Annotated in this window: 16 protein-coding genes and 1 tRNA gene; 12 read left to right on the top strand and 5 right to left on the bottom strand. The window is 65.6% G+C overall.

What is annotated here, in order from left to right:
• Positions 1-42: 42 nt before the first annotated feature.
• The 3 genes from AC1TPF_RS27105 to AC1TPF_RS27095 are packed head-to-tail and all read right to left on the bottom strand — an operon-like array spanning position 43 to position 4105.
• On the bottom strand, positions 43-2145 hold the full coding sequence (locus AC1TPF_RS27105) for an ATP-dependent DNA helicase (protein ID WP_482145891.1): 2103 nt from the start codon (positions 2143-2145) through the stop codon (positions 43-45).
• 13 nt (positions 2146-2158) lie between these two features.
• Entirely contained in the window at positions 2159-2749 is a 591-nt protein-coding gene (locus tag AC1TPF_RS27100; protein ID WP_482138828.1) for an isochorismatase family protein, read from the bottom strand.
• A gap of 54 nt (positions 2750-2803) precedes the next feature.
• A complete protein-coding gene (locus AC1TPF_RS27095) occupies positions 2804-4105 on the bottom strand; it encodes a nicotinate phosphoribosyltransferase (protein ID WP_482145890.1) in 1302 nt (433 codons plus the stop codon).
• Between the two features lie 34 nt (positions 4106-4139).
• Between AC1TPF_RS27095 and clpS the strand changes: the two genes are divergently transcribed.
• The 11 genes from clpS to rdgB are packed head-to-tail and all read left to right on the top strand — an operon-like array spanning position 4140 to position 11757.
• Complete coding sequence (gene clpS, locus AC1TPF_RS27090; RefSeq protein WP_482139867.1) at positions 4140-4475, top strand: ATP-dependent Clp protease adapter ClpS; 336 nt, start codon at positions 4140-4142, stop codon at positions 4473-4475.
• 4 nt (positions 4476-4479) lie between these two features.
• Positions 4480-5061 (top strand): oxidative stress transcriptional regulator AosR, encoded by a 582-nt coding sequence (gene aosR, locus AC1TPF_RS27085; RefSeq protein ID WP_482138831.1) that lies wholly within the window; start codon positions 4480-4482, stop codon positions 5059-5061.
• A 59-nt stretch (positions 5062-5120) separates the two neighbouring features.
• Complete coding sequence (locus AC1TPF_RS27080; RefSeq protein WP_482145889.1) at positions 5121-6215, top strand: P1 family peptidase; 1095 nt, start codon at positions 5121-5123, stop codon at positions 6213-6215.
• A 38-nt stretch (positions 6216-6253) separates the two neighbouring features.
• The gene (locus tag AC1TPF_RS27075) at positions 6254-6658 is read left to right on the top strand and encodes a M67 family metallopeptidase (RefSeq protein WP_482145888.1); all 405 of its coding nucleotides are present in this window, start codon (positions 6254-6256) and stop codon (positions 6656-6658) included.
• A 12-nt stretch (positions 6659-6670) separates the two neighbouring features.
• Complete coding sequence (locus AC1TPF_RS27070) at positions 6671-6943, top strand: MoaD/ThiS family protein (protein ID WP_482145887.1); 273 nt, start codon at positions 6671-6673, stop codon at positions 6941-6943.
• Between the two features lie 28 nt (positions 6944-6971).
• On the top strand, positions 6972-7943 hold the full coding sequence (locus AC1TPF_RS27065; protein WP_482145886.1) for a PLP-dependent cysteine synthase family protein: 972 nt from the start codon (positions 6972-6974) through the stop codon (positions 7941-7943).
• A gap of 40 nt (positions 7944-7983) precedes the next feature.
• The gene (locus AC1TPF_RS27060) at positions 7984-8682 is read left to right on the top strand and encodes a rhomboid family intramembrane serine protease (RefSeq protein ID WP_482145885.1); all 699 of its coding nucleotides are present in this window, start codon (positions 7984-7986) and stop codon (positions 8680-8682) included.
• Positions 8679-9497 carry a glutamate racemase gene (gene murI, locus AC1TPF_RS27055; protein WP_482138842.1) on the top strand — a complete coding sequence of 273 codons (819 nt, stop codon included), beginning with the start codon at positions 8679-8681 and terminating at the stop codon, positions 9495-9497. Before AC1TPF_RS27060 ends, murI begins: the two co-directional genes overlap by 4 nt.
• Positions 9498-9545: 48 nt before the next feature.
• Complete coding sequence (locus AC1TPF_RS27050) at positions 9546-10310, top strand: cyclic nucleotide-degrading phosphodiesterase (protein ID WP_482145884.1); 765 nt, start codon at positions 9546-9548, stop codon at positions 10308-10310.
• Positions 10311-10357: 47 nt separating this feature from the next.
• Positions 10358-11143 (top strand): ribonuclease PH, encoded by a 786-nt coding sequence (rph, locus tag AC1TPF_RS27045; protein WP_482138846.1) that lies wholly within the window; start codon positions 10358-10360, stop codon positions 11141-11143.
• Complete coding sequence (rdgB, locus tag AC1TPF_RS27040; protein ID WP_482138848.1) at positions 11143-11757, top strand: RdgB/HAM1 family non-canonical purine NTP pyrophosphatase; 615 nt, start codon at positions 11143-11145, stop codon at positions 11755-11757. The genes rph and rdgB overlap by 1 nt, the downstream gene beginning before the upstream one ends.
• 27 nt (positions 11758-11784) lie before the next feature.
• Here rdgB and AC1TPF_RS27035 read toward each other — a convergent pair whose 3' ends face one another.
• Positions 11785-12135, bottom strand: coding sequence for a DUF3817 domain-containing protein (locus AC1TPF_RS27035; protein ID WP_482139869.1), 351 nt, complete (start codon positions 12133-12135; stop codon positions 11785-11787).
• Between the two features lie 5 nt (positions 12136-12140).
• On the bottom strand, positions 12141-12608 hold the full coding sequence (locus AC1TPF_RS27030; RefSeq protein WP_482138849.1) for a transcriptional regulator: 468 nt from the start codon (positions 12606-12608) through the stop codon (positions 12141-12143).
• Between the two features lie 59 nt (positions 12609-12667).
• Here AC1TPF_RS27030 and AC1TPF_RS27025 point away from each other — a divergent pair.
• Positions 12668-12749 (top strand) — tRNA-Leu (locus tag AC1TPF_RS27025).
• Positions 12750-12850 lie beyond the last annotated feature (101 nt).

Here is a 12850-nt window from a genome sequence, read left to right as displayed (position 1 = left end):
ACCGTATGCGACCGCGGCCGGTTCGGCGCGGGCTCGAGCGCCTCAGACTTTGGTGTCGCCGTTCAATCTGCTCAGCGCTCCGCGGACCAACTGCGCATCCGAGGTTCGCCAGAAGGGTGGCAACGACGCCAGTAAGTAGTTGCCATATCGGGCCGTTGCCAAACGTGAGTCGAGAACGGCCACCACACCGCGGTCGGAGGTGGATCGCAACAAACGGCCGGTGCCCTGGGACAACAGCAGTGCGGCGTGGCCGGCGGCGATGGCCATGAAACCGTTGCCGCCGCGCGCTTCGACCGCCTGTTGCCTCGCCAGCAGCAGGGGATCGTCCGGGCGGGGGAACGGGATGCGATCGATCAGAACCAGATTCAGTGACGGGCCCGGGACGTCGACGCCCTGCCACAGTGACAGGGTGCCGAACAGGCAGGTGCTCTCGTCGGCCGCGAACTCCTTGACCAGCGCGCCGGTGGCGCCTTCGCCCTGGCACAGCACGGGGAGTTCGATGCGGGCACGGACGGCCTCGGCCGCGGCCTTGGCTGCGCGCATCGACGAGAAGAGGCCGAGCGTGCGGCCACCGGCCGCGGTGATCAGTTCGACCATCTCGTCGATGATGCGGGGCGACAGCCCGTCCCGACCCGGTGCGGGCAGGTGACGGGCGACGTAGAGGATGGCGGCCTTCTGGTGGTCGAAAGGTGACCCCACGTCGACACCGTTCCAGGTGATCTTCTTCTTGTCGGACGGCGGCGGCTTGCCGATGGCGGTGATGCTCTGTGCCGACTTGGTCGCCTGTGTCTCCGGTTCCGATTCGTCGTCGGATCGCGGGCGATGCGGCGGCAGGCCCCATTCGGCTGCCAGGCTGTCGAACGAGCCACCGACGGTCAGGGTCGCCGATGTCAGGATCACGGTGGCATTGGCGAACAGCGATGCGCGGAGCAGCCCGCCGACCGACAGCGGCGCCACCCGCAGCACTTTCTTCCGATCACCGCGGAAGAGTTCCTCGGCGACCCATACGACGTCCGGGCGTCGGGCCGGGTCGGGGTCGTCGAAGGCGCCCAGGATCCGGACCGCGGTGTCGTGCAGCTCCTCCAACGAAGTCAGCGCGGCCGAGCGGGCCGCGCTGGCATCGGCGTCGAGTTCACCGCTGCGCCGGGCCGGGCCGATGGCGGTGTGCGCCTTCCACAGCCGGTCGCGAAGGGAGGACAACGCCAGGGGAGCACCGTCGGGCAAACCCGTCCATTGACCGGGTGCGATTTCATCGAGCAGTATTTCGATCTGTTCGCTGCTGCCTGCGATGTCGTCGGAGAGTTCGTCGTCGATGAGTTTTCCGCAACGCCTGGCCGCACCGGCGATGGTTCCGCCCGACAACTCGGCCGTGGCCACCGAGGTGATCCGGTCGGCGAGTTCGTGTGCCTCGTCCACGACCACGACGTCGTGTTCGGGAAGGATCGCGGCCGGACTCATCGCATCGATCGCGAGTAGTGCGTGGTTGGTGACCACCAGGTCGGCCTGACCGGCCTTGGCTTTGGCCTTTTCGGCAAAGCAATCGGCACCGTATGAGCAGTTGGTGGCGCCGAGGCATTCGCGGGCGGTGACGCTGACCTGGCGCCACGCGCGGTCGGAGACACCGGTGTCGAGGTCGTCGCGGTCACCGGTCTCGGTGTCGGAGGTCCACTCGCGCAGGCGGGTGACCTCACGTCCGAGCCGAGAGGCAGCAAACGGATCGGGTTGACCGCCTGCGCTGAACAGATCGTCGTCGGCCGGTTCGTCGAGCATCCCGGCGTGGATCTTGTTCAGGCACAGGTAGTTACCGCGGCCCTTGAGGATCGCGAACTCCGGGGGGCGGCCGAGTGGTTTGGTGAGCGCGGTGGCGGTCCGGGGCAGGTCTCGATCGACCAGCTGGCGTTGCAGGGCGATGGTCGCCGTCGAGACGACCACCGTCTTGCCGGTGTCGACGGCATGACGCAACGACGGAACCAGATAGGCCAGCGACTTACCGGTACCGGTCCCGGCCTGGACGGCAAGATGTTCGCCGGTGTCGATGGAATGGGCAACGGCCGACGCCATTTTCAGCTGACCGTCGCGCCGGGCCCCGCCCAGTGCGGAGACCGCCTCGGCCAGGAGGTCGGGTACCTCGGGAATCGAACTCACTGCGGGTCCGTCATCAGACGTGGTCTCCTGGCGACGGCGGCACGATCGTGACACCGGCGTTGTTCATCTGGGCAATCGCGGACGAGGTGGTCTCGGCGCTGACCCCGGCGCAGTAATCGAGCAGGACCCGGGTCTCGAACCCGGCCGAAGCAGCGTCGATCGCGGTGGCCCGGACGCAGTGGTCGGTGGCCAGACCGACCACGTCGACGGCGTTGATCTCATGCTCGCGCAGCCAGTCGACGAGCGCCGCGTCATTGTTGTCGACACCTTCGAAGCCCGAATATGCGGCGCTGTGATGACCTTTGGAGAACGTCACATCCGCAACGGAGGCATCGAAACCGGGATGAAAGTCCATACCCGGGGTGCCCACGACACAATGCCGGGGCCAGCTGTCGACAAAGTCGGGGGTGTCGGAGAAATGATCGCCCGGATCGATGTGGTGATCGCGGGTGGCGACGATCACCTGATAGCCGTGGTCGCCCCGGGTGTAGCGGGTGATCGCGGCCGCGACGTCGGCGCCGCCACGCACTGCCAGCGAGCCGCCCTCGCAGAAGTCGTTCTGCACGTCGACGATCAGCAGTGCGGTTCGAATATGTTCGCTCACAACAGATTCCCTACTTGATGAGACAAAACCATCCCTACGGTCGAAAGCAACTGCCTATGGGGCGATGAAGCGGGTGGGTATTGCGGGTTCGCCGCGGGACAGACCCAAACCTTCCCACGGCAGACTGACAAGGGCCTGCGCCAGGTGTTGCCGCGAATCTTCCAGGGTAGGGAGCGCATCGACGGGTTTGCCATCTCGCACCAACGGGATCTGCAGTGGCCGCGAAGACGACGCCAGTTCAGGTGCCGCCGATCCGCGCGGATACATGATCTCCTCCAAGATCGTTCCCGACGGCTTGGCGGTCCGGAGCGCGGTTTTCGCGCCACCACGAGATTCCTTGCGGCTGGCACGTTTTGCCACCGGGATGCCATCGACCTCGACCAGTTTGTAGACCATGCCTGCGGTGGGTGATCCGGATCCGGTCACCAGCGACGTGCCCACGCCGTATCCGTCGACCGGTTCGGCGCGCAGTGACGCGATCGCGTATTCGTCGAGGTCGCCGGACACGATGATCCTGGTCTTGGTGGCGCCGAGGTCGTCGAGCTGCTGGCGGACCTGGCGTGCCAGCATGCCCAGATCGCCGGAGTCGATGCGGACGCCGCCGAGGTCGGTGCCCGCCACCTCGATGGCGTTGGCCACACCCTGGGCTATGTCGTAGGTGTCGACGAGCAGGGTGGTCCCGACACCGAGGCGCGCGACCTGCGAGGCGAACGCTGCCTTCTCGTCCGGGCCGTCGGCGGTGGTGTGCAACAGGGTGAAGGAATGTGCGCTGGTTCCGGTGCTCGGTATCCCGTGCCTGCGGGCGGCTTCGAGGTTGGACGTCGCGGACATCCCGGCGAGGTAGCCGGCCCGCGCCGCTGCCACCGCCGCCTGCTCGTGCGTGCGGCGGGAACCCATCTCGATGATCGGACGGGAACCCGACGCGGTGACCATCCGGGCCGCCGCCGAGGCGATGGCGCTGTCATGGTTGATGATCGACAGGGCGAGGGTTTCGAGCACAACTGCTTCGGCAAAGGTGCCGCGCACGGTCAGCACCGGGGAGCCCGGGAAGTACAGCTCACCCTCCGGATATCCGTCGATGTCCCCGGAGAACCGGTATCTGCTCAGCCAGTCGAGCGTCTCGGCGTCGAGGAATGGTTCGACCAGTGCCAGTTCTTCAGGGCCGAAGGTGAACTCGGCGAGTTGCTCGATCAGACGCCCGGTACCAGCGACAACACCGTATCGGCGGCCATCGGGAAGTCTCCGTGCGAACAACTCGAATGTGCAGTTGCGATGCGCACTGCCGCCGGCGAGCGCGGCCGCGATCATGGTGAGCTCGTAGTGGTCGGTCAGCAGCGCTGTGTTCGATGCGGTCACTATCGGTACCCTAGGGCTTATGCGCGGACAGATGATGACCGCACCGGAGCGTGTCCACACCACGTTGGCGGCGGGCGACGGTCAGCACGAGGCTACCCCGTCCAGTACTGCCGTCGCCGAACGCGACGAGGCACTGGATCGCCCGTGGATGACCATCGTGTGGGACGACCCGGTGAATTTGATGCGGTACGTGACCTACGTCTTCCAGAAGGTCTTCGGGTACAGCGAAACCAAGGCTTCCGAGCTGATGATGCAGGTACACACCGAAGGGCGGGCCGTGGTGTCGTCGGGTGATCGCGACAAGGTCGAACTCGACGTGCAGAAGCTGCATTCGGCGGGCCTGTGGGCCACCATGCAGCGGGACAGCTGAGCACGTGCGCAATTGGAAACGGCGTGGTTCCGGCGATCGTCTGCGCATCACCACCGAACTCGATCAGCACGAAACCGATCTGATCGCGTCACTCGTCATGTCGATGACCGAGTTGCTCGACGAACGGGAGTCGACCGCTCCGACCGATGAGCTCTCCGAGATGACAGGTATCGCGGCGGGTCACTCCACTCCGCCGACCGATGCCACCCTGGGCAGACTCTTCCCGGACTTTCACCGTCCCGACCAGGACGAGACCACATCGATGGACGCGGCCACCGGCGACCTCAACGGCGCACTGCGCAGCCTCCACGAACCGCACATCATCTCCGCCAAACAGGAAGCCGCGCGGGTGGTACTCGACTCCCTTCCCGAGGGCGGAGGTGTGGTCTCGTTGACACCCGAGGAAGCCGATCAGTGGTTGTCCGCGGTGAACGACGTGCGCCTGGCACTGGGCGCGATGATCGGTATCAACGAGTCCACTCCGGACCAATTGCCCGAGGGCGATCCGATGGCGGCTCATCTCGACGTCTACCACTGGTTGACCGTCGTCCAGGAACTGCTCGTCGTCGCCCTCATCGGTAAGTGATCAGCCGGCAGGCAGGGAGCTCGAAGTGACACGGGCAGGGAGCCCCAAGTGAGGATTGCATGATTCCAGGACCGACGGATTCGATCACCGATGTCGCAGGCGTGCGGGTGGGCCACCATCACAGGCTCGACGATCACGTCACCGTGGCAACCGACGACGCAGCGGGTGAGGGTTGGGCCACCGGTACCACCGTGGTCTTGCTGCCCGACGGTGCCGTGGCAGCGGTCGATGTCCGCGGCGGTGGCCCGGGTACGAGGGAAACCGACCTGCTCGATCCGTCCAACACCGTGCAGCAGGTGCACGCGATCGTCCTGAGCGGCGGCAGTGCCTATGGACTGGCCGCGGCCGACGGGGTGATGTCACACCTCGAGAGCCAGGGCATCGGGCTCGCGATGGACAAACGTGGTTCGGTGGTGCCCATCGTGCCGGGCGCGGTGATCTTCGACCTCGCGGTCGGCGATTGGTCGGCTCGTCCCGACCGCGACTTCGGTGCCCTCGCGGCGGCGAACGCGGACACGACGGTGGCGACCGGATCCGTGGGGGCCGGTACCGGCGCCCGGGCAGGCGCGCTCAAAGGTGGCGTCGGCAGCGCGAGCATCACATTCACCACCGGTCCGGCGACGGGTATCACCGTCGCAGCGCTGATCGTTGCCAATCCGGTGGGTGCGGTCATCGACCCGGCCAGCGGATTACCTTGGGGCGCACTCCCATTCGAATTGGACCACTACGGGCTGAAGCCGCCGTCGCCCGACGAGGTGTCGAACCTGTTGGCGCTGACCGCCAAGTCGAGCCCGCTCAACACCACCATCGGCGTCGTGGTCACCGACGCCGCGCTCGATCCGGCGTCGGTGCATCGAATCGCGATGACGGCGCACGACGGACTGGCCCGAGCGATCCGTCCGGCCCATTCACCGCTCGACGGGGACACACTTTTCGCCGTTGCCACCGGCTCGGCCACGCCGACGCCGGGGCCCGGCGAGTCGCCAGAGGTTCCGCCGGGGATGAACCCGCTCGTCGCGCTGGTGGCGGCGGTCGGCGAGGCCGCGGCGACCGTGGTGCAGCGCGCCATCGTCAGCGCAGTGGTTGCCGCCACACCGGTCGGCGGAATACCGACTTACCGGGAGACGTTGCCAACAGCATTCGTGCCCGAATAGCTTTCGGGCACCGCCAAGACGACGTCAGGGGTTGTGTAGTGCTCACCATCAGCCGGTCGCTGGTTGATCAGATGGTCGCTCATGCCCGCGCGGATCACCCCGACGAAGCGTGCGGTGTGATCGCCGGACCCGAAGGTTCGGACCGTCCCGAACGATTCGTCGCGATGGTGAACGCCGAGCGATCACCCACCTTCTATCGGTTCGATTCCGTCGAGCAGCTCAAGGTCTGGCGTGAGATGGATCGCAGCGACGAAGAGCCGGTGGTCATCTACCACTCGCACACGGCAACCGAGGCCTATCCGAGCCGCACCGACGTCGCGTTCGCCTCCGAGCCGAATGCCCACTACGTGCTGATCTCGACCCGCGACCCCGACAACGAAGAAATCCGGAGCTACCGGATCGTCGACGGCGAGATCGCCGAAGAGCCGATCGACATCACCTAGAGGGAGTTCACCATGGCAGTAACTGTTTCCATCCCGACGATCCTGCGTACGTACACCGACGGGAACAAGCGCGTGGAGGCCAGCGGGGCCACCGTTGGCGAGTTGATCGACAACCTCGATGTCGGCCACAGCGGACTCAAGGACCGGCTCATCGCGTCGGGCAAGCTGCATCGCTTCGTGAACGTCTACGTCAATGACGAAGACGTGCGTTTCTCCGGAGGCCTCGACACCGCGGTGGCCGACGGCGATGAGGTCACGATCCTGCCCGCCGTCGCCGGTGGCTGATCTCCTGCCGAGCTGAAAACCAACTGGGATGACACGTTATGAATCACTCATCGACTCGGTGGGCCACACACCGCTGATCGGGCTGCCGCGCCTTTCGCCGCGCTGGCACGACAGCGAAGACGGTCCCGCCGTACGCCTGTGGGCCAAACTCGAAGACCGCAATCCCACCGGTTCGGTCAAAGACCGCCCGGCACTGCGGATGATCGAGCAGGCCGAGGCCGAAGGTCTGCTGTCGCCGGGTGCGACCATCCTCGAACCCACCAGCGGCAACACCGGCATCTCGCTGGCGATGGCCGCAAAACTCAAGGGCTACAACCTCATCTGCGTGATGCCCGAGAACACCTCGATCGAACGCCGTCAGCTGCTGACGATGTTCGGCGCGCAGATCATCTCGTCGCCGGCCGCCGGGGGATCGAACAAGGCGGTCGCGATGGCCAAGGAACTGGCCGCCGAACACCCCGACTGGGTGATGCTCTATCAATACGGCAATCCCGCGAACGCGCTGGCCCACTACGAGGGCACCGGCCCCGAACTCCTGGCGGATCTGCCGGAGATCACCCACTTCGTCGCCGGCCTCGGAACCACCGGGACGCTGATGGGCGTCGGCCGATTCCTGCGCGAGAACAAGCCCGGCGTCGAGATCATCGCCGCCGAACCGCGTTACGGCGACGAGGTCTACGGCCTGCGCAACATCGACGAGGGCTTTGTGCCGGAACTCTACGACGACACGATCCTCACCAGCCGCTTCTCGGTCGAGGGACGTAATGCGGTCCGCCGCATCCGGGAGCTGATCGAGGCCGAGGGAATCTTCGCGGGGATCTCGACCGGTGCCATCCTGCATGCGGCACTGGGTGTCGGACGCAAGGCCATGAAAGCCGGTGTCCGGGCCGACATCGGGTTCGTGGTGGCCGACGCCGGATGGAAGTACCTGTCGACCGGCGCGTACGAAGGTAGCCTCGATGAAGCAGGTGAGGGGCTCGAAGGCCAGCTCTGGGCCTGACCGCCACACACCCCCCGTTGCCACATTCGATCGGAGAACCATGACCGGATCACTCGGTTCATACGGCGCTGCCGACGGACTGACGCCTTCGGGTTCACGTTCGAAAGGCCCGGCGTCCTGGCCGCTGTGGGTGCGATCGATTGTCATCATGGTGGCGCTCACGGCCATGCTGTACGTCATCGAGTTCATCGATGTGCTCACCGATCGTGATCTCGACAGCGCAGGCATCGAACCGCGCGAAGTCGACGGCCTGACCGGTGTCGTCGCCTCACCGTTTCTGCACGCCGACTGGGAACACCTGGCGGCCAACACGATTCCGGGCATGGTGCTCGGCTTTCTGGTGCTGATGACCCGCCGGTTCCTGATCACCACCGCGATCGTGTGGGTGGTCTCCGGCGTCGGGGTGTGGTTGTTCGCACCTCCGTATTCGGTGACCGTCGGCGCCTCGGGCATCATCTTCGGCTGGCTCACCTACATCCTCGTGCGCGGCCTGTTCAACCGGAACTTCATGCAGATCCTGATCGGTGTGGTGGTTTTCATGATCTACGGCGGCATCCTGTGGGGTGTGCTGCCTGCCGATACAGGTGTGTCGTGGCAAGGTCATTTCTTTGGCGCCGTCGGTGGCGTCCTCGCGGCCTGGTACCTGTCCAGGAGAGATCGGAAGCAGGCGCAGAAGGCGAGCGCACCGACGCCGTACGGCACCACCAACTTCGGCAACCCCGGGAGCACCAGACTGTGAATTCAGATGCGTCAGCGAGTCCAGATGTCAATGCGCCGATCGGCATCTTCGATTCCGGCGTCGGAGGTCTCACAGTTGCCCGCGCGGTGATCGACCAGTTGCCGTCGGAGAACATCATCTACATCGGGGATACCGCCAACGGTCCGTACGGTCCGCTGACCATTCCGCAGATCCGTTCCCACGCCCTCGCGATCGGCGACGAGCTCGTCGAGCGCGGCGTCAAGGCGCTGGTGATCGCGTGCAACACCGCGTCGGCGGCCTGCCTTCGCGATGCCCGTGAGCGATACCCGATACCGGTGATCGAGGTGGTCCTGCCTGCGGTCCGTCGTGCGGTCGCGGCCACCCGCTCGGGCCGGATCGGCGTGATCGGTACCGAGGCGACCATCGCCTCCCGCGCTTATGAGGACTCGTTCGCCGCGGCGCAGAATGCCGTGATCACGTCAGTGGCCTGTCCGCGATTCGTCGACTTCGTCGAGCGGGGGATCACCAGCGGACGGCAGGTCCTCGGTCTGGCGGAGGGTTACCTCGAACCCCTTGCCGCGGCCCGTGTCGACACCGTGGTCCTGGGATGTACGCACTATCCGATGCTGTCGGGGGTCATCCAGCTCGCCGTCGGTGACGACGTGACGTTGGTGTCCAGTGCCGAGGAAACGGCCAAGGATGTGCTGCGGGTACTGACTGCGGGCGACCTGCTGCGCGCCCCGACCGATGACCCGGTGGAGCGTGTTTTCCAGGCCACCGGCGATCCGGAACTGTTCGCGAAGCTCGCGACCAGATTCCTCGGACCGGCAATCGGAGCAGTCCAGCACGTGTGATCGGTGGTCCGACAACCGCGGACCGATCGGGCGTGGCAGCATGGCGTCATGCGTCTGACCGTGCTGGGGTGTTCGGGCAGTTTGTCAGGCCCCGATTCGCCCGCGTCGGGGTACCTGTTGACGGTGCCCGGCTGCCAGCCGGTCGTGATGGATTTCGGTCCCGGCGTCCTCGGATCACTGCTGCAACACGCTGATCCGAATGAGGTGGCGATAGCGCTCAGTCACCTCCATGCCGATCATTGCCTGGATCTCCCGGGCCTGTTGGTGTGGCGTCGCTACAGCCCGGTCCCAGCGGTGGGGCGTGGCACGCTGATCGGGCCACCCGGGACCGCCGACCGGATCGGCGCGGCATCGTCGGAGTATCCCGGCGAACTCGACGACATCACCGACACATTCCGTGTCACTGACTGGATCGATGGCGGCGAGATCGAACTCGGCGGGATGACATTCTTCTCCCGCCGGGTCAATCACCCGCCCGCGACGTTCGGGTTCCGCGTGACCGGTCCCGAAGGTCAGGTGCTCACCTACAGCGGTGACACCGGTGTGTGCGACGAGCTCGTCGAGCTGGCCGAAGGCGCCGACGTGTTCCTGTGTGAGGCGTCGTGGACCCACGATCCGGTGAACCGGCCACCGAATCTGCATCTGTCGGGTCGGGAGGCGGGGGATGCCGCGGCGAAGGCCGGTGTCAAGAGCCTGCTGTTGACCCATCTGCCGCCGTGGACCTGGCCTGAAGAGGTGCTGGCAGAGGCCCGACAGGCCTACGACGGTCCGATTCGGGTGGTCCGCCGCGGCGACGTCATCAACATCGCCTGACGCCCACCCGGATACAGCTGCCGTGGCGACTCGATAGGGTGGGCCCTGTGAGTAGACGTGCAGATGGCCGAACCGATGACGAACTGCGGAAGGTGACCATCACCCGTGGTTTCACCAGTCACCCCGCCGGATCAGTACTTGTTGAATTCGGGGACACGCGGGTGATGTGCACCGCCAGTGTCACCGAAGGTGTGCCGCGCTGGCGGCGCGGATCCGGGCTCGGCTGGCTGACCGCTGAATACGCGATGTTGCCTGCGGCCACCCATGATCGTTCCGACCGTGAATCGGTCAAGGGCAAGGTCGGCGGACGGACGCAGGAGATCAGCCGTCTCATCGGCCGGTCGCTGCGTGCCTGCATCGACCTCGCAGCGCTGGGGGAGAACACCATCGCGCTCGACTGCGACGTGCTCCAGGCTGATGGTGGTACCCGAACCGCCGCGATCACCGGTGCCTACGTGGCGCTGTGCGATGCGGTCACCTACCTGAACGCGGCCGGGAAACTTGCTGATCCACAACCGATCTCATGTGGCATTGCAGCGGTCAGCGTTGGAGTTGTCGACGGTCGTGTGCGGCTCGACCTGCCGTACGAAGAGGATTCGCGCGCCGAGGTCGACATGAATGTGGTCGCGACCGACACCGGAACGCTGGTCGAGATCCAGGGCACCGGCGAGGGCGCAACGTTCCCGCGGTCGACGCTCGATCGTTTGCTGGATTCGGCGATGGCCGGCATCGAGCAGTTGTTCGTGGTGCAGCGTGAGGCACTCGCATTGCCGTACCCGGGCGTGCTTCCCGAGCCCGAGATCACCGGCAAACGTAAGACCTTCGGCAGCTGATGAGCCAGATCCTGGTGGCCAGTCGCAACAAGAAGAAGCTGGCCGAACTACGTCGGGTTGTCGAGAAGGCCGGCATCGAGGGCTTGGACGTGGTGGGTCTCGACGAGGTGCCCCCGTTCGACGAGGCACCCGAGACCGGCGCCACGTTCGAGGAGAACGCGCTGGCAAAGGCGCGCGACGCATTTGCGGCCACCGGACTGCCGTGTGTTGCAGATGATTCCGGGCTCGAAGTCGACGCACTGAACGGAATGCCCGGCGTGCTGTCGGCGCGCTGGTCCGGGCGACACGGCGACGACATCGCCAACCTGGAGTTGTTGCTCAATCAGCTCGGAGATGTCCCCGCGGACCGTCGCGGCGCGGCATTCGTATCGGCGTGCGCGCTGGTCACCGCGGATTCCGAAGTGGTCGTCCGAGGCGAGTGGCGCGGACGGATCATCGCAGAACCGGTCGGCGACAACGGTTTCGGATACGACCCCGTGTTCGTGCCCGACGAAGAATCCGAGTCCGGGCGCAGTGCGGCACAGCTGTCACCGACTGAGAAAGATGCTCTGAGTCATCGCGGCCGAGCTCTGGCACAACTGGTGCCTGCACTGCAGGAACTGGTTTCGAACTGAACCCTACGGATCCGGGTCTGGTTCGGGTCAGATACCGAACTGGGCCCGGATCTCCTGGGTGCGCTTGTGTTCCACCCAGAACGACAAGAACGGGATCGTTCCGGCGATCAGCGTGAAGACCGCCCTGCCGATCGGCCACCGGACCTTGATGCCCAGGTCGATCGCCATGATCAGGTAGATGAAGTAGACCCACCCGTGCACGAACGGCACGAAGTCGAGGGTGTGGTCGTCGAAGCCGTAGAGCAGGATCATCTCGGCAACCAGCAGCAGCAGCCACAGACCGGTGATCCATGCCATCACCCGGTACCGCAGCAGTGCACCCTTGATCTTTTTCGGCGGCGTCGCTGTGGTGATCGGGGTGGTCGACTCGGCGGGGATCTGGCTCACTGATTGCTCCGTTGTGGGTTGTCTGCGGGGTGATTGTCTGCAGGGTGATCGTTGGCGCTGCGGGATTGTGCGGCGCGGTGGGTGTCGGCGTCGGTGAGTTCGGCCAGCAGCCGGTTGTACTCGGCGATCTGGGCGCCGTCGGTGGTGCCGTCCTCGACCAGCGGGGTCGGTGCCGAGTCGGGCCGGGGCGGCAGGATCCCCTCCGGGATCTCCTTCACGCCTCCGCTGCTGTTGAGCTTGTGGACTTCTTCCGGATCGGATTCGAGGACGACGAACTTGCGGTACGCATAGACGCAGAAGGCCGCGAACGCCGGCCACTGAAGGGCGTAACCCAGGTTCTGGCCCGTCCCGCCGGTCGATTCGAACCGACTCCACTGCCACCACGCCAGCCCCAGGCACGTGGCAGCTGCCACCACAACCAGCGCTATGAGTGCTGGTCGGTGCCTTCGCTTGTTCGATGCCATGTCTTGACGGTACCTAAGTGATGCAAGTCGCAGGTCAGCCGGTACTCTGTCTCCTGCACGCGCGAGTGGCGGAATTGGCAGACGCGCTGGATTTAGGTTCCAGTGTCTACGGACGTGGGGGTTCAAGTCCCCCCTCGCGCACTATTCGAACATCCAGCTCCACAGCCTATCTGCTCCTGAACTGTGGGTTGCTCGATCCTCGGTGGGAGTGGCTGTGAGTGTGTTCGAGCCGCTTTCAGCGC

This window comes from Williamsia sp. Y853 (genome assembly GCF_056786495.1).
The sequence above is the reverse complement of the archived record's forward strand: the minus strand, read 5'-3'. Positions and strand labels throughout refer to the sequence as shown.